Below are 16,061 nucleotides of genomic sequence, written 5' to 3' on the forward strand. Positions count from 1 at the left end.
CGGGTGGGGTCGCCTCCACCCAACTCAACGGTCCGCCGTCCAGAAGAAAAAGATTTCGGCCACGCCCGGCCGCAGCCACCCCACCCCGGCACTTCGCGCCGACCTCCCGTCAGGGGAGGGGCGCCAATCGCAAAGGATGAAGCCCATGCCCCGCGTTCTCGTCTCAGACAAACTCTCCACCACCGCCGTGCAGATCTTCAGGGATCGCGGCATCGAGGTCGACTACCTGCCCGATCTCGGCAAGGACAAGGAAAAGCTGCTCGAAGTGATCGGCCAGTATGACGGCCTCGCCATCCGTTCGGCGACCAAAGTCACCGAAAAGCTGATCGACGCCGCCACAAGGCTCAAGGTGGTCGGCCGCGCCGGCATCGGCGTCGACAATGTCGACATCCCGGCTGCGAGCCGCAAGGGCATCATCGTGATGAACACGCCCTTCGGCAATTCGATCACCACCGCCGAGCATGCCGTCGCCATGATCTTCGCGCTGGCCCGCCAGATACCGGAAGCCAATGCCTCGACCCATGCCGGCAAGTGGGAAAAGAACCGCTTCATGGGCACCGAGATCACCGGCAAGACGCTGGGCATCATCGGCTGCGGCAATATCGGCTCGATCGTCGCTACGCGCGGCGTTGGCCTGAAGATGCACGTCATCGCCTTCGATCCGTTCCTGTCGGACAGCCGCGCCGAGGAGCTCGGCGTCGAGAAGGTGGAACTCGACGAGCTGTTCGCCCGCGCCGATTTCATCACCCTGCACACGCCCTTGACCGACAAGACGCGCAACATCATCGACGCTGCGGCGATCGCCAAAATGAAGACCGGCGTGCGCATCATCAACTGCGCCCGTGGCGGGCTGATCGTCGAGGCCGACCTGATCGCGGCGTTGAAAAGCGGCAAGGTGGCAGGCGCCGGCATCGACGTGTTCGAGGTCGAGCCGGCGGAGAAAAGCGAGCTGTTCGGCATGGAGAATGTGGTGGCGACGCCGCATCTCGGCGCATCGACGATGGAGGCGCAGGAGAATGTCGCTCTGCAGGTCGCCGAGCAGATGGCCGACTACCTGATCAAGGGCGCCGTTTCCAACGCCATCAACATGCCGTCGATCACCGCCGAGGAAGCGCCGCGCCTAAAACCTTTCGTCAAGCTGGCCGAAGTGCTCGGCGCCTTTGTCGGCCAGGTCACCGAGGATCCGATCAAGGAGGTCGAGATCCTGTTCGACGGCTCGACCGCGACGATGAACACGCGCGCGCTGATCAGCGCCACACTTGCCGGGCTGATCCGGCCGCAGGTCTCCGACGTCAACATGGTTTCGGCCCCGATCATGGTTAAGGAGCGCGGCATCATCGTCGCCGAGGTCAAGCGCGACAAATCGGGCGTGTTCGACGGCTATATCAAGCTGACGGTCAAGACCGAGCACAAGACGCGTGCGATCGCCGGCACCTGCTTCTCGGACGGCAAGCCGCGCTTCATCCAGATCAAGGGCATCAACCTCGACGCCGAGGTCGGTCAGCACATGCTGTACACGACGAATGCCGACGCGCCCGGCATCATCGGCCTGCTCGGCACGGTCTGCGGCGAGAACGGCGTCAACATCGCCAACTTCCAGCTCGGCCGCAACCGGCCTGGCGGCGATGCCATCGCGCTGCTCTATCTCGATGCGCCGTTCCCGGAGAAGGTGCTGGAACAGGTGCGGGCGCACAAGTCGATCGACTCCGCCAAGCGGCTGCATTTCGACGTCGGCGTCGCCTGAATCATGCGCGAGCGCCCCGCGGGCTTTGTAAGCCCACGGGGCGTTTCGACAATGGCGTCGAAATATCGACAGAGTTCTTTCACGGCCCGTCACAGGTTCCGGCTGTCAAATCGCCATTTTACGTCCGCTGTATTCGGCCAGGCTGATGCCGCCGAGCACCAGCACGAGAGCCACGCCCTGATAGAGCTGGAATGTCTCACCGACGATCAGCACCGACAGCAGCGTGCCGAAGATCGGCACCAGGTTGATGAACAGGCCGGCCCGGTTGGCGCCGATCAGTTCGATGCCCCTGATATAAAAAATCTGTGAGACGACCGAAGCGCCGATCGCAGTGTAGAACGCTATCGCCCAGCCGCGCGCATCGGGGATGATGACCTTGCCGGCAGCCACCTCCCAGAGGAAGAAAGGCAGCGAGGTCACCAGTGCGGCAATCGACAGCGCCAGCATCAGGCTTTGCCAGCGTATGGCCGGCTTCAGCCGCAACCCGACCGAGTAGAAGCTGTAGCAAAGCACCGCGATCAGCATGATGGCGTCGCCGAAGTTGAGATCCAGCTTGAGGAGCTGGCGCAGATCGCCGTGGCTGGCGGTCAGGGCGACGCCGATGATCGTCAGCACGACACCGGCGATCTGCACCCGGTTCACACGCAGGCGAAACAGCACGAAATTGGCGAGGATGATGACGACCGGGATTGCCGCCTGCTCGATCGAGACGTTGATCGCCGTCGTGTAGTTGAGCGCCGTGTAGAAGATCGCGTTGAAAAAGGTGAAGCCGCAAGCGCCGAGCCCGCCAAGCAGTAACCAATGCCTGCACACCACCGGCCAGTCCTCGCGCAGCGTTCGCCAGCCGATCGGCAGCATGATCAGAACGGCCAGGACCCAGCGCAGGAAGACCAGCGTCATCGGCGAAATATGGTCGACTGCCAGCTTGCCGGCCACGGAGTTGCCGCCCCACAGCAAGGTGGTGAACAGCAGGAACAGATAGGCGGTTCGATGCATCGCGAAATTCCAGCCGGGGTGGGCAGGGTCATTGCCGACCTATTGTGGTAGTTCGCCCAAGTAAATGATGTCAAACGCGAAAATTGTTGTGCCTGAGGGCGCTTTCGGCGGCAAAGAATGGTCGCGCTCGCCGGGTGTTGACGTTATAGAACGACGTACGTCCACTTGGACGCACAAAGTACGCGTCTCGAGGCTTTGAACGTTCGCGTCGTGCTATCCGAAAATCGATTCCGATTTTCTGGCCGATGCGATAGAAGCCTGTCGTTTCGAACCATTCAAGCCGCTCCGAGCGGCGCCTCAAGGGAAAAGAAACATGGCCAATGTGGTGGTCGTCGGCTCGCAATGGGGCGACGAGGGCAAAGGCAAGATCGTTGACTGGCTGTCGGAACGCGCTGACGTCGTCGTGCGCTTCCAGGGCGGCCACAATGCCGGCCATACGCTGGTCGTCGACGGCAAGGTCTACAAGCTGTCGCTGCTGCCGTCCGGCGTGGTGCGACAAGGCAAGCTGTCCATCATCGGCAATGGCGTCGTCTTCGACCCGCATGCCTTCGTCGCGGAAGTGGCGAAATTGAAGGCGCAAGGCGTCGAGGTGACGCCGGAGCGCCTGAAAATAGCCGAAAACACCGCGCTTATCCTGTCCTTGCACCGGGAGCTGGACGGATTCCGCGAAGACGCCGCCTCCAATTCGGGAACGAAAATCGGCACGACCCGTCGCGGCATCGGCCCCGCTTATGAGGATAAGGTGGGCCGGCGCGCAGTCAGGGTGATGGATTTGGCGGATTTGGAAACGCTGCCCTTGAAGGTCGACAGGCTGCTGACGCATCACAATGCGCTGCGCCGCGGGCTCGGCCACGCCGAAGTCACGCATGACGCAATCATGAGCGAGTTGATTTCGGTCGCCGACGAGATACTGCCCTATATGGACCGCGTCTGGAAGATCCTCGACGACAAGCGCCGCGCCGGCGAACGCATCCTGTTCGAGGGTGCGCAGGGCACGCTGCTCGACATCGACCACGGCACCTATCCGTTCGTCACCTCGTCCAACACGGTGGCCGGTCAAGCGGCCGCTGGATCCGGCGTCGGCCCGGGTGCCATCGGTTATGTGCTCGGCATCACCAAGGCCTATACGACGCGTGTCGGCGAAGGTCCGTTCCCGACCGAACAGAAGAACGAGATCGGCGAGTTCCTGGGCACGCGCGGCCACGAGTTCGGCGTCGTCACCGGCCGCAAGCGCCGCTGCGGCTGGTTCGATGCCGTGCTGGTTCGCCAAGCCGTTGCCGTAAACGGCATCAAGGGCATCGCCCTGACCAAGCTCGACGTGCTCGACGGGCTGGACGAGATCAAGGTCTGCACTGGGTACCGCCTCGATGGCGAGGCGATCGACTATCTGCCGGCCAGCCAGGGTGCGCAGGCGCGCGTCGAACCGGTCTACGAGACGCTGGAGGGCTGGAAAGGCACCAGCGCCGGCGCCAGAAGCTGGAACGATCTGCCGGCCCAGGCAGTCAAATATGTCCGTCACATCGAGGAACTGATCGGCGCGCCGGTCGCACTCCTTTCCACCAGCCCTGAACGGGACGACACAATACTTGTGACCGATCCGTTTCAAGACTAGATTCCAAGCTGTTCCGGGCATCGCGGCCGTTTTGCGGGGGCCGGCCCAGAAACGAAATGCAGGTCGACTGAAGCATGGCAGATTTTGTTGGTGCTCTGAAAAAGACACTCGACGGCCTTGGCAATCCGACGCCGGAGATACGCGCCAGGGTCTATGACAAGGCCCGTTCGACAATCGCGGACAAGCTTGCGAAGAACATACCGCCGCTGGCGCCGTCGGTCGTTGCCCAGCATAAGCGCACTCTGGAAGATGCCATCGCCATCGTCGAGCGGGGCTACGCCAAGCCTGCGCCGGTATCCGATCCGCTGTCGGAGCTGGAGGACATCTTCTCCTCCATCGACCGCAACAAGAACCAACCCAGCCATGTCCGACAGCCGGCAAAGGCCGAGCCGGCATGGCAGCCGGCCAAGACCGAGCCGGAATGGCAGCCGGCACCTGCCGCCAAAGCCTCGCTGAATTGGCAAAAACCGCCTCCAGAGGGCACCGATGCGGAGCCTTCGGACGCGGATCTTCCAGCGGCGTACGAGAACAGCGATAGCTTTAGAGACGATGTCTTCCCCAACGACGAGGAGCCGGCGCCGGACACTTTTCAGCGTCAGCATCCTGCCGAGCGCAGGCGCAGCTATGGCGGGCTGATCGCCGCTGTCATCGCTTTGCTCGTCATCGCGGGCGGCGGCTACGGCATCTGGCTGAACAAGGACGCGTTCAGCAACATGCTGGGTCTCAACAGCACGACGGTCGCAACCGTAGAACCGCTGGTGAAGCCGAGCCCGGCCGAGCGGCCGGCTGCCGATGCTGCGGCAAGGGCCCCGGCCGCAGCGGCTCCAGCCGATGCCGAGGGCACAAAGTTCACCCAGCGGCTGACACCGGAGGGCGGTGAGGTCGATCCCGGCCCCGCTTCAGGACAAGGCGGCATCGGAGAGGGCGAATCCGTCGCAGCACTGACCACGCCGCCGCCGGCCGCACCTGCGCCTGCAGCGCCGGCCGGTGATCCGCCAGCCACGACTGTGCCCGCAACGCCGGGTGCGGCCCCCGCAACACCGCCTGCCGACGGCGCGCCGCCGGCGCCGGCGGCGCCGACCGATAGCGCAGCCGCGCCGGCCCTGGGTGCCGCGCCGGGTGCTGCACCGACAGCCGCGCCTGCGGAAACCGCGCTGGCGGTCGGCCAGAAGGCGATCTTCTACGAGGAGCGCACCAGCACCGCGCAAGGCTCGGCCGAGCCCGGCAGCATCGTCTGGTCGCTGGTGCAGGAATCGCCCGGCGGCAATCTGCCGCCCGAGCCGGCAATCCGCGCCGAGGCGAGCATTCCGGGTAAGGACGTGCAGTTGCGCATGACCATCCGCCGCAACACCGACCAGACGCTGCCGGCCAGCCACATCATCGAGATGATTTTCCTGACGCCCGATGGTTTCGACGGCGGCGGTGTCGACAACATCCTGCGCGTCGCCATGAAGGGCTCTGAACAGGATGCCGGCAGTCCGCTGATCGGCATCCCGGCCAAGATCGCCGACGGCTTCTTCCTGGTCGCTCTCAACGACACAAAGGCGGACGAAGACGCCAATCTGACCCTGCTCCGGGGCCAGAAATGGATCGACGTGCCGGTCGTCTACAAGACCGGTCGGCGGGCGCTGCTCACCATGGAAAAGGGCATTCCCGGCGAGAAGGTGTTCGATGAGGCGCTGAAGGCCTGGCAAACAAAAGAGGCGGGCTGAGGCCGACTCACCGGCCTCCCTTCGGCTCAGAAGCCCTGGAACAGCATGTCGAGCGCGGCCACGATGTCGTCGTGATGCCTGGAGATATTCAGTCGACTTTCGCCCAATTCCTTGGCCGGAACCGTGGCGATCAGATGGGTGGCCACAACCAATTTTCGCCCATTGATCTCGACGAGGGGATGTAGCTTTCGCATCGGCGGCGGCGTCATTGTTGTCGGAAGCAGCGGGATCACCACCCGTGTTTTAAAATCGTCGAGCAGGTCGGATTGGACGTCCAGCAAATAGCTGCCTTCGACCCGACCCGCGAAGACATCATAGCGCGCCATCAGAACTGCCGATGTTCTTCCAACGGAATACCGTGCTTTTCGACGTATTCGTTCCACGCTTCCATTGTGGCGCGATTCTCAAGTTTCCATAGTCGGGCTTTTTCTGCAGCCACCGCCTCTGCGATACCGGCTTCGGCGGCGCGCGAGACATTCACATCGAGTCCCTTGGCTTCCTTCATGAGCTTTGAGTCGATCGACAGATTTGCCGGCTGACGAACCGCATTCATAGCTATCTTTCGCATGATGACCTCCGCAGAATGCGCATAATGTATGCGCATTGTCGTGTTGGAGCAACGGCGAAGCGTCTACCCCTCCATCTCCTCGCGCAGCATTTCAAGTTCCAGCCATTCCTCCTCGAGCGCTGCCAGCGTGGCGCGCTCCTTGTCGAGCGCGGCGATGGTCTTCTGGAATGAGGCCGGGTCGCGCTCGTAATAGGCCGGGTCGGCGATATTGTCCTCCAGCCGTGATATCGAGGCGGTCACCGCGTCGATCTTCTTGGGCAGCGATTCCAGCGCGAATTTCTGCTTGAACGACAGTTTTTTCGCCGGGCCCTTCGGCGCAGTTGCCTCGGTCCTGGCTGCCGCCGCCACTTCACTCGTCTCGGCCTTCGGCCGTGCCTTGCGGTCGTCCAGCCTGGTGCCGCCGCGCTGCGCCAGCATGTCTGAATAGCCGCCGGCATATTCGATCCAGCGGCCACCGCCTTCCGGCGCGATCAGGCTGGTCACCGTGCGGTCGAGGAAATCGCGGTCGTGGCTGACCAGGATGACGGTGCCGGCAAAACCGGCGACCAGTTCCTGCAGCAGTTCCAGCGTCTCCATGTCGAGATCGTTGGTCGGCTCGTCGAGCACCAAAAGATTTGCCGGCCGCGCCAGCACACGGGCGAGTAGCAGCCGCGCCCGCTCGCCGCCCGAAAGCTCGCGCACCGGCGTGCGCGCCTGTTCCGGCTTGAACAGGAAGTCCTTCATGTAGGAGACGACGTGGCGCTGCTCGCCGTTGATGACAAGGTTCTCGCCGCGGCCGTCGGTGAGATACTGCGCCAGCGTCTCTTGCGGGTCGACCGCCTCGCGTTTCTGGTCGAGCGTGGCGATCTCCAGATTGGTGCCGAGTCGCACCGTGCCTGAGTCCGGCTTCAATTCGCCGGTCAGCATCTTCAGCAGCGTCGTCTTGCCGGCGCCGTTCGGGCCGACCAGGCCAACGCGGTCACCGCGCTGGATGCGGGTTGAGAAACCCCTGACCACAGTGAGGTCGCCAAAGCTCTTCTCGATGTTCCTGGCTTCGATCACCAGCTTGCCGGATTCGGCGGCGTCGCTGGCCACCATGGTCGCCGCACCCTCGGCGCCGCGATGGCCGCGAAAGCGCTGGCGCATGGTCTGCAATTCGCCGAGCCGGCGCATGTTGCGCTTGCGCCTTGCCGTCACGCCATAGCGCAACCAGTGCTCCTCGCGCACGATCTGGCGGCCAAGCTTGTGCTGCTCGCGCTCTTCCTCTTCCAGAACGGTGTCGCGCCATTCCTCGAAATGGCCAAAGCCCTTGTCCAGCCTGCGGGTCTGGCCGCGATCGAGCCAGACGGTGGCGCGCGACACGCGCTCGAGGAAGCGGCGGTCGTGCGAGATGACGATCAGCGCCGAAGAGGTGCGGGCAAGCTCCTCCTCCAGCCATTCGATGACCGACAGGTCGAGATGGTTGGTCGGCTCATCGAGGAGGAGAATGTCGGGCTCCGGCGCCATGACGCGGGCCAGGGCAGCACGGCGGGCTTCGCCGCCGGAGAGATCGTTCGGCCGTTCCTCGCCGGACAGGCCGAGATGCTCCATCAGATAGGTGGCGCGGTAGGGATCGTCGGCGGGTCCGAGCCCCGCCTCGACATAGGCGCGGACGCTGGCGAAACCATCCATGTCGGGCATTTGCGGCAGGTAGCGCACTGTTGCCGAAGGCTGGCGGAACACCTCGCCATCCTGCGGCTCGATCAATCCCGCAGCGATCTTCAGCAACGTCGACTTGCCCGAGCCGTTGCGGCCGACCAGAGCGATCTTGTCGCCCGCCGACGCCGTCAGTTCCGTCCCGTCGAGCAGCGGCGTGCCACCGAAGGTCAGTTTTATCCCGTCGAGATTGAGAAGCGGCGGCGCCATGTCAGCTTTCAGGTAGAGGAAATGGATGGGCGAGCAACAGCGCGCGGCCGCTGCCCAGCGCGACTTCGAGCCGGCCCTTGACCTCGTTGGAAATGGTCAACGACGAGCCGAACGCCACCTCGACATGGTTCAGCGGCCATTTGGCGCCGGTCACGGTCAGACCGGCAAGGTCGGAGAAGCCGAGAATCGAAAACAGCGTGCCGTCGGCGTAGTCGAAGCCGGCCTTTCCGGGAAGCAAGGGCACGCCTTCCTGTGCGCCACTGGTCAAAAGCACCTTTGTCCCTGCCTCGGCCAGCCGGACGCCGAGCGCCAGATGCAGGAAGGCGTGGTCGGTGCGCTTGCCGCCGAACGCGCCGGCGAGCACGAGGCTGGTCGCGCCGCGTTCGAGCGCGGCGGCGATAGCCAGTTCGCCGTCGGTCTTGTCCTTTTCTTCCGGAAACACTTGGCGCGGCACGGCGGCGAGCTCGTTCGGCAAATCCGCCGGCACCGAATCGAAGTCGCCGACCCAGAGTTCCGGGGTCAGGCGCAGAGTCCGGGCATGGCTGATGCCGGCGTCGGCGGCGATGACACGCGTGCCTTCGACCTGGCGGTCGAGCAGCGGCGTGCGGATAAGGTCGCCGCCAAGCAGGATGGTGAATTTGCTCATATGCGTGGCCCTTACCAGCCCTGCTTGCGAAACGGAAGGCCGCGGTCTGGATGCCCGGCAAACTTCCGCTTGCGCCGCAGATGGGCCGGGCCTATGTGTCGAAGCGCTCTAACGGGGTGCTGGACGCGATCTTCGCGGACCGGCTGAGAGGCAACCTGCCAACCCGCTGAACCTGATCCGGTTTGTACCGGCGGAGGGATTAGACGTTTCGGACAACCCGACGCCTCAATTCCCTTCAACGCCAACGAAGGAGGCGCCGATGCGCACGTTTTTATACACACTTGTTTCGGCAGTGCTGCTCGCGGCGACCGTTCTCGCCGGCACCGGGCCGGCATCCGCGCAGGAAAAACTCACCGTCTATACCTATGAGAGCTTCACCGCCGAATGGGGTCCAGGCCCGGCGGTCAAGAAGGCGTTCGAGGCCGAATGCGGCTGTATTCTCGAATTCGTCGCGGTCGCCGACGGCGTCGCCCTGCTCAACCGCGTCAGGCTGGAAGGGGCCGCGACCAAAGCCGACATCGTGCTCGGCCTCGACACCAATCTGACGGCGGAAGCCAAGGCCACCGGCCTGTTTTCGCCGCATGGTGCCGTCATCGACGTCAAGGTGCCGGGCGGCTGGAGCGACGATATTTTCGTGCCGTTCGACTATGGTTATTTCGCCGTCGTCTACGACACCGAAAAGCTGAAGACGCCGCCGAAGAGCCTGAAGGAATTGGTCGAGGGCAATGCCGATGAAAAGATCGTCATTCAGGATCCGCGCACCTCGACGCCCGGTCTCGGCCTGCTGTTGTGGGTGAAGTCGGTTTATGGCGACAAGGCGCCCGAAGCCTGGGCCAAGCTTAAGGCAAAGGTGCTCACCGTGACGCCGGGCTGGAGCGAGGCCTACGGCCTGTTCACCAAGGGCGAGGCGCCGATGGTGCTGTCCTATACCACGTCGCCGGCCTATCACATGGTCGCCGAAAACACCCAACGCTATCAGGCAGCGTCCTTCGACGAGGGCGCGTATCTGCAGATCGAGGTTGCCGGCATCACCAAATCAGGTGCGAAGAACCCGTTGGCGAAACAGTTCCTGACTTTCATGACCGGGCCGAAATTCCAGGATGTCATTCCCGAGACCAACTGGATGTTCCCTGCCGGCAAGACCGAGAAGCCGCTCAATCCGGCTTTCGACAAGCTCGTCAAGCCGACCAAGACGTTGCTGTTAAGCCCCGAAGAGGTCGCCGCCAACCGCAAGGCCTGGGTCGACGAATGGCTGTCGGTGATGAGCAAGTAGCTTGTGATTGAGAGATGATCACTCTACGGCGCCCGGGAACTCGGCCTCAGCCATATTTTCTGCTTCGACGATCGTTGAACTAGGCAGGGCGGCATGCGTACCGGATATCCTGCCGACCCCCGCGTCACCGCCGGCACAATTGCGCTTGCCGCTGTTGCGCTGCTGATCGGCGGCGCGTTCGCCGGGCTCATCGTCGAAGGCGCACGCGATCCGTCTGGCGCCGCGTCGGCCTTCGATTCCTACCTCTTCCGCGTCGCCCGATTCACGCTGTGGCAGGCATTGCTGTCGACGCTGCTCTCCGTCGTGCCGGCGCTGTTCGTGGCGCGGGCGCTGTCGCGGCATCCGCGCTTCTTCGGTCGCGGCCTGATCCTGCAGCTCTTCGCTGTGCCGCTCGCGCTGCCGGCCATCGTCGCAGCACTCGGGATTCTGGCACTCTATGGCCGTGCCGGCTATTTCGCCGGCGTGCTCAGCGCGATCGGCGGTCAGGGCTGGCCGGGCATATACGGCCTGTCCGGCATACTCGTCGCCCATGTCTTCTTCAATCTGCCGCTGGCCGCGCGGCTGTTCCTCGAAGCGCTTGCGACAGTGCCGGCCGACCAGTGGCGGCTGGCGAGCCAGCTCGGCATCGGCGCCAGGCCCGCCTTCCGGCTGATCGAATGGCCGACGCTGCGCGCGGCGCTGCCGGGCGTCGCCGGGCTTGTCTTCATGCTCTGCATCACATCCTTTACTATCGTGCTCACGCTGGGCGGCGGGCCGCGTGCGACGACGCTGGAGGTCGCCATCTACCAGGCGCTGCGTTTCGATTTCGATCCTGCCCGCGCGGTGACGCTGACACTGCTGCAGATCGCGCTGACCTTCGTCGTCGTGCTGGCATTGATGCGGCTCGGCTTCAACACCGTCGGCGACGCCAACCTGCCGGTGGCTTCGCGCCGCTATCTTTCGGCCGGCGCCGCTGAGACCGTGCTGAACGCAGCATTGATCATTCTCGCTTTGCTGTTTGTCGCCGGGCCGATGGCGGCCACGGTCACGTCAGGCCTTGGCGCCGATCTCGGCCGGCTGGCCGGCGAGAGCGCGGTGCGGCAAGCGGCGCTGACCAGCGCCGTGCTCGCCTTGCTGGCGGCGCTGCTTTCAGTGGCGCTGTCGCTGTCGCTGGTCATGGCACGACGGGCGCTGGCCTTGAGGCGTCGCGTCGGCGCCAGGACGCTGCTCGAATACGCCACCGATACCGGCGCCGGCTTCGTCCTCGTCGTGCCGCCCGTCGTCATCGGCGCCGGCTGGTTCCTGCTGCTGCGTTCCGTCAGCGACGTCTTTGCCATTGCCCCTGTCATGGTCGTCGCCGTCAATGCGGTGATGGCGATGCCGTTTGCCATCCGCGCCATTCGCCCCGGCTATGATGCGGCGAGTGAACGTCACGAACGGCTCTGTCTGCTGCTTGGCATTTCGGGCTGGAGCCGTTTCCGGCTGGTCGACTGGCCGTCGCTGCGGCGGCCGCTCGCCACCGGCTTCGCGTTCGCGATGGCTTTGTCGCTCGGCGATCTCGGCGTCATTGCCCTGTTTGGCAGCGACTCCCTGCAGACGCTGCCTTATCTCTTGCTGGCCCGCATGGGCAGCTACCGCACGATGGACGCGGCCGGCCTGGCATTGCTGCTCGGCCTGGTCTGTCTCGCGCTTGTCCTGGCCGCGGACTGGCTGGGACGGGGAGAAAGATCATGATGCTCAACAGCGAAAACGGTACGGCTGTGCGGCTGGAAAAGGCCTCGTTCAGCTATGGCGAAGCGCCGTTTTTATTCGATGTCGAGTTCGCCGCCTCGAAGATCACCGCCATCATGGGGCCGAGCGGCTCGGGAAAATCGACGCTGCTCAACCTGGTGGCCGGCTTCGAGACGCCGCAATCGGGCCGCGTGCTGATCGGTGGCGGCGACGTCGGCGGCAAACCACCTTCGGCGCGGCCAGTGTCGATGGTGTTCCAGGAAAACAATCTCTTCGCCCATCTTTCGGTCGAACGAAATGTCGGCCTTGGCCGCTCGCCGTCGCTCAAGCTGACCGAGGCCGACCACGCTGCAATCGCCGGGGCGTTCAAGCGCGTCGGCCTTGCCGGCAAGCAGCAGCGCCTGCCGCGCGAACTCTCCGGCGGCGAGCGGCAGCGCGTCGCGCTCGCCCGCGTCCTGGTGCGCGACCGGCCGGTGCTCTTGCTCGACGAACCGTTCGCCTCGCTCGGACCGGCCTTGCGCGACGACATGCTCAATCTGGTAGCCGACCTCCAAGCGGAGCGGCGCATGACGGTGCTGTTCGTCACCCATCAGCCGGAGGACGCCCACCGTATCGGCCAGGACATGGTGTTCCTGGACAATGGCACGGTTGCCGCAACCGGGACTGTCGCCGATTTTTTTACCAAGGCTGGACCGGAAGCCTTCCGGCGCTATATCGGTGCAGGTCCGTTTGGCGCAGGATCACGAGATGTTGCCCGGAAGCGGACATAATTTACGGCCAAACCGGCTTCAGGCGATGTGGCGTTTGCTTGCCATGGTCAAAGTAGTGTGGCTAGGTCCTCCGATACTGGTCCGGCATAGGTTGTGATTTGCCACTACGGTGCCATCCGCGCTCGTGGGCTCGAAGGACGCTGTGGCAGTTGATTTTGCGCATGATCTGAAAATCGATGCCCGATTTTCGGGCCATGTGCTGAGAGCCGAAAGGAAGCTGTTCTGCCGACCGGCACAGACAAAGTGAGAAGGAAACCGCTGGCGCGCTTCCTGGCGCTGGCCGGCTTTGCCATGGCGTTGGCAAGCTGCCAGATGTTCACGCCTCCGGACGTTCAGGAATCCGGCTTCCAGCCTTCCAGCAAACCGGTCACCGTCGACAATGTTGCCGCCAACAGCAAGGTCGCCGAAATGGCCAAGGCGCAGCATCCGCGCATCCTCGCGACCTATGGCGGCGAATATTCCGATCCCAAGCTCGAGCGCATGGTCGCCAAAGTCGTCGGCAGCCTGACGGTGGTTTCGGCCAACCCGAGCCAGACCTACCGCATCACGATCCTCAATTCGCCCAACGTCAACGCTTTCGCATTGCCTGGCGGCTATCTCTACATCACGCGCGGCCTGTTGGCGCTGGCCAACGATTCGGCCGAGCTCGCCGCGGTCATCGCGCATGAGATGGGCCATGTCACTGCAAACCACGGCTTGCAGCGCCAGCAGCTCGAGGCCGAGGAAGGCTTTGCGACAAAAGTCGTCTCGGATGTGCTCGGCGACAGCCCGACCGCCAAGGCGGCACTGATCCGCGGCAAGCTGCGGCTTGCCCAGTTCTCGCGCAATCAGGAGCTGGAGGCCGACGGCATCGGCATCAAGTCGATCGGCGAGGCGGGCTTCGATCCGTTTGCCGCCGGCCGCTTCCTGCAGTCCATGTCGGCCTACACCGATTTCCGCTCGATCAGCGGCGCCACCGATGCCAGCCTCGACTTCCTGGCAACGCACCCGAACACGCCGCAACGCATCGATCTGGCGCAGCGCCATGCCCGCCAGTTCGGCGCGCCCGGCGTCGGCACGCGCGACCGCGACGCCTTCCTCGCCGGCATAGACGGGCTGCTCTACGGCGATACGCCGGAGGAAGGCTATGTGCGTGGCGAAACCTTCCTGCATCCGGGGCTCGGCGTGTCGTTCTCGGTGCCCGACGGCTTCATCATCGACAACTCGGCCGCGGCGGTGACGGCAACCGGGCCGGGCGACATAGCGATCCGCTTCGACGGCGTCTCGATCGACAGGAACCGATCGCTGACCGACTACCTCCGCAGCGGCTGGGTGGCCGGTCTCGACGAAAGCAGCGTGCGCCAGGAAACAATCAACGGCAACGAGGCGGCGACGGCGCATGCCAGCGCCGAGGGCTGGCAGTTCGGCATCGCGGTGATCCGCGCCGGCGGCCAGGTCTACCGGCTGCTGACGGCAGCCCCCTCCGCCAGCACCTCGCTGGACGCGGTGGCGCGCTCGGTCAGCGGCTCGTTCCGGATCTTGAGCGCGGCCGAAAAAGCAGAGCTGAAGCCGCTGCATATCCGCGTCGTCACGGTCCGTCCCGGACAGACCATGGGTTCGCTCGCGGCGCAGATGGTCGGCGTCGACCGCAAGCTCGACCTGTTCAGGGTGCTCAATGCAATGTCGCCCGGCGCAGCCGTTTCGGCCGGCGACAAGGTCAAGATCATCACCGACAGATAGGGTGTGTCGATATTCAGGTGATGCCGGCCCGCAAACGGCAATTTCCTGCGCTTCCGACCTTCGCCGGCCGGAGCACTCATGAGCGGTCGCGGCAGTTAAGGCTCCGGCCGGCGTAGGCCGGTGCTCACGTACTTTATGTACGCTCCGCTCCGGTTCTCGGAAACCACCTGGTTTGGTCGCTTCGCGCCCGTCTTCGACTCCGACTCGTCCTGACTTGAATCTCAACACACCCTAGGCGGCGGTCGCCAGAAACTCGGGGTTTTGCTTCACCAGCGCTATCTTGAGCTTTTCCATGGCGCGTGCCTCGATCTGGCGGACGCGTTCCTTGGAGATGCCAAGCGCCTCGCCGAGGGCTTCGAGCGTCGCGCCCTCGTCGCTCAGCCGGCGTTCCTCGATGATCCTGAGCTCGCGGGCATTGAGCGCGCCGAGCGCGGTTTTCAGCCAGATAGAGCGGCGTTCGACATCGATCGTGTCGCCCACGACTTCGTCCGGCAAAGGATCGTCCGAAACCAGGAAATCCATTCGCTCGGTGGCGCCCGCATCGTCGGCGAGCGGCTGGTTGAGCGAACTGTCCGGGGCCGAAAGGCGCGAGTCCATCATCGCCACATCCGCCTCGGAGACGCCGAGCGCCACCGACACCTCGCGGTAGAGCGAGGTGTTCGAGATCGGCTCGGCACCGTTCGCCAAGCGGGCGCGCAGGCGCCGCAAATTGAAGAACAGCGCCTTTTGCGCCGAACTGGTGCCGCCGCGCACGATCGACCAGTTGCGCAGGATATAGTCCTGCATCGAGGCACGGATCCACCATGTCGCATAGGTCGAAAACCGCACCTCGCGCTCCGGTTCGAAACGGGCCGCTGCCTCCAGCAGGCCGACATGGCCTTCCTGCACCAGGTCGCCCAGGGGCAGGCCATAGTGGCGGAACTTCGAGGCCATGGAAATAACCAGCCGCATATGCGCCATGGCGATTTGGTGCAGTGCCTGCTGGTCGTTGTTTTCCTTCCAGCGCAGCGCGAGAACATGCTCCTCGTCGCGCTCGAGATAGGGGGCTTTCATCGCCGCGCGGACCATGGTTCGCCCTGCCGTATCTTCCATCATGCCACGCTCCCTGTTCCGGGCGTTGCGGTGCGATCGCTCGCCCCTGAGCTGGCATCGTGGTTGAATTGGCGACGCCGCGCCCTACAACAGCCAACAAACGTGCCACCCGCGCGAATGGTTCCGCCGCTGATGTCGCGTGGATTGCACTGTTCGAAAGCTCGATGCGGCGGTCGCTCCTCGGCCGGTTGGCGTGAGTCGATGTGGTTTTGAGAATTGGATTTCGAAAGTGTCTCATTTTTGAAATCTGGTTCCTTATTTCGCCAGGCTGCATCTGTCAGGTTTCCGGCGCTCACAAATGCGCCGGACGCCGGCCCCGGACGCCGGCCAATGAC

General features: G+C 64.1%; 13 protein-coding genes and 1 riboswitch. Of the genes, 7 read left to right on the forward strand and 6 right to left on the reverse strand.

Annotation, left to right across the window (positions count from 1 at the left end; all coding sequences use genetic code 11):
• The first annotated feature begins 145 nt into the window (after positions 1 to 145).
• The gene (gene serA / locus M727_RS0112170; RefSeq protein WP_027152919.1) at positions 146 to 1,744 is read left to right on the forward strand and encodes a phosphoglycerate dehydrogenase; all 1,599 of its coding nucleotides are present in this window, start codon (positions 146 to 148) and stop codon (positions 1,742 to 1,744) included.
• Positions 1,745 to 1,849: 105 nt separating this feature from the next.
• Here the strand turns inward: serA and M727_RS0112175 are convergent, their stop codons facing one another.
• Entirely contained in the window at positions 1,850 to 2,740 is an 891-nt protein-coding gene (locus tag M727_RS0112175; protein WP_027152920.1) for a DMT family transporter, read from the reverse strand.
• Positions 2,741 to 3,053: 313 nt separating this feature from the next.
• Between M727_RS0112175 and M727_RS0112180 the strand changes: the two genes are divergently transcribed.
• Both M727_RS0112180 and M727_RS0112185 read left to right on the forward strand, forming a co-directional pair.
• Entirely contained in the window at positions 3,054 to 4,352 is a 1,299-nt protein-coding gene (locus M727_RS0112180; protein ID WP_027152921.1) for an adenylosuccinate synthase, read from the forward strand.
• 74 nt (positions 4,353 to 4,426) lie between these two features.
• A complete protein-coding gene (locus tag M727_RS0112185; RefSeq protein WP_027152922.1) occupies positions 4,427 to 6,064 on the forward strand; it encodes a hypothetical protein in 1,638 nt (545 codons plus the stop codon).
• Positions 6,065 to 6,090: 26 nt separating this feature from the next.
• On the opposite strand, the gene M727_RS0112190 is transcribed toward M727_RS0112185, so the two are convergent.
• The 4 genes from M727_RS0112190 to M727_RS0112205 all read right to left on the reverse strand — a co-directional run bounded on the left by M727_RS0112190 (position 6,091) and on the right by M727_RS0112205 (position 9,162).
• Positions 6,091 to 6,390, reverse strand: a complete 300-nt coding sequence (locus M727_RS0112190) for a CcdB family protein (RefSeq protein ID WP_023803907.1) — start codon at positions 6,388 to 6,390, stop codon at positions 6,091 to 6,093.
• Positions 6,390 to 6,632, reverse strand: a complete 243-nt coding sequence (locus tag M727_RS0112195) for a type II toxin-antitoxin system CcdA family antitoxin (protein ID WP_036262191.1) — start codon at positions 6,630 to 6,632, stop codon at positions 6,390 to 6,392. The genes M727_RS0112190 and M727_RS0112195 overlap by 1 nt, the downstream gene beginning before the upstream one ends.
• A 63-nt stretch (positions 6,633 to 6,695) precedes the next feature.
• A complete protein-coding gene (locus M727_RS0112200) occupies positions 6,696 to 8,516 on the reverse strand; it encodes an ABC-F family ATP-binding cassette domain-containing protein (protein WP_027152924.1) in 1,821 nt (606 codons plus the stop codon).
• A 1-nt stretch (position 8,517) separates the two neighbouring features.
• Positions 8,518 to 9,162, reverse strand: coding sequence for a thiamine diphosphokinase (locus M727_RS0112205; protein ID WP_027152925.1), 645 nt, complete (start codon positions 9,160 to 9,162; stop codon positions 8,518 to 8,520).
• Positions 9,163 to 9,264: 102 nt separating this feature from the next.
• Positions 9,265 to 9,378, forward strand: a riboswitch (TPP riboswitch).
• A 43-nt stretch (positions 9,379 to 9,421) separates the two neighbouring features.
• On the opposite strand from M727_RS0112205, the gene thiB reads away from it, so the two are divergent.
• The 4 genes from thiB (at position 9,422) to M727_RS0112235 (ending at position 14,634) form a co-directional block, all read left to right on the forward strand.
• The gene (gene thiB / locus M727_RS0112215; protein WP_027152926.1) at positions 9,422 to 10,435 is read left to right on the forward strand and encodes a thiamine ABC transporter substrate binding subunit; all 1,014 of its coding nucleotides are present in this window, start codon (positions 9,422 to 9,424) and stop codon (positions 10,433 to 10,435) included.
• A 93-nt stretch (positions 10,436 to 10,528) separates the two neighbouring features.
• Entirely contained in the window at positions 10,529 to 12,148 is a 1,620-nt protein-coding gene (gene thiP / locus M727_RS0112220; RefSeq protein WP_027152927.1) for a thiamine/thiamine pyrophosphate ABC transporter permease, read from the forward strand.
• Entirely contained in the window at positions 12,145 to 12,915 is a 771-nt protein-coding gene (gene thiQ, locus M727_RS0112225; protein ID WP_084646709.1) for a thiamine ABC transporter ATP-binding protein, read from the forward strand. The genes thiP and thiQ overlap by 4 nt, the downstream gene beginning before the upstream one ends.
• Positions 12,916 to 13,206: 291 nt before the next feature.
• A complete protein-coding gene (locus M727_RS0112235) occupies positions 13,207 to 14,634 on the forward strand; it encodes a M48 family metalloprotease (RefSeq protein WP_051505606.1) in 1,428 nt (475 codons plus the stop codon).
• A 231-nt stretch (positions 14,635 to 14,865) separates the two neighbouring features.
• Here the strand turns inward: M727_RS0112235 and M727_RS0112240 are convergent, their stop codons facing one another.
• Positions 14,866 to 15,729 carry an RNA polymerase factor sigma-32 gene (locus M727_RS0112240; protein WP_027152930.1) on the reverse strand — a complete coding sequence of 288 codons (864 nt, stop codon included), beginning with the start codon at positions 15,727 to 15,729 and terminating at the stop codon, positions 14,866 to 14,868.
• Positions 15,730 to 16,061 lie beyond the last annotated feature (332 nt).

Origin of the sequence: Mesorhizobium sp. WSM2561, assembly GCF_000513915.1 — a bacterium.
GTDB classification, from domain to species: Bacteria; Pseudomonadota; Alphaproteobacteria; order Rhizobiales; family Rhizobiaceae; genus Mesorhizobium; species Mesorhizobium muleiense.

Coding starts and splice junctions, on each gene's coding strand:
- serA (WP_027152919.1), top strand. CDS start 146: ATGCCCCGCGTTCTCGTCTCAGACAAACTCTCCACCACCGCCGTGCAG.
- M727_RS0112175 (WP_027152920.1), bottom strand. CDS start 2,740: ATGCATCGAACCGCCTATCTGTTCCTGCTGTTCACCACCTTGCTGTGG.
- M727_RS0112180 (WP_027152921.1), top strand. CDS start 3,054: ATGGCCAATGTGGTGGTCGTCGGCTCGCAATGGGGCGACGAGGGCAAA.
- M727_RS0112185 (WP_027152922.1), top strand. CDS start 4,427: ATGGCAGATTTTGTTGGTGCTCTGAAAAAGACACTCGACGGCCTTGGC.
- M727_RS0112190 (WP_023803907.1), bottom strand. CDS start 6,390: ATGGCGCGCTATGATGTCTTCGCGGGTCGGGTCGAAGGCAGCTATTTG.
- M727_RS0112195 (WP_036262191.1), bottom strand. CDS start 6,632: ATGCGAAAGATAGCTATGAATGCGGTTCGTCAGCCGGCAAATCTGTCG.
- M727_RS0112200 (WP_027152924.1), bottom strand. CDS start 8,516: ATGGCGCCGCCGCTTCTCAATCTCGACGGGATAAAACTGACCTTCGGT.
- M727_RS0112205 (WP_027152925.1), bottom strand. CDS start 9,162: ATGAGCAAATTCACCATCCTGCTTGGCGGCGACCTTATCCGCACGCCG.
- thiB (WP_027152926.1), top strand. CDS start 9,422: ATGCGCACGTTTTTATACACACTTGTTTCGGCAGTGCTGCTCGCGGCG.
- thiP (WP_027152927.1), top strand. CDS start 10,529: ATGCGTACCGGATATCCTGCCGACCCCCGCGTCACCGCCGGCACAATT.
- thiQ (WP_084646709.1), top strand. CDS start 12,145: ATGATGCTCAACAGCGAAAACGGTACGGCTGTGCGGCTGGAAAAGGCC.
- M727_RS0112235 (WP_051505606.1), top strand. CDS start 13,207: ATGGCGTTGGCAAGCTGCCAGATGTTCACGCCTCCGGACGTTCAGGAA.
- M727_RS0112240 (WP_027152930.1), bottom strand. CDS start 15,729: ATGATGGAAGATACGGCAGGGCGAACCATGGTCCGCGCGGCGATGAAA.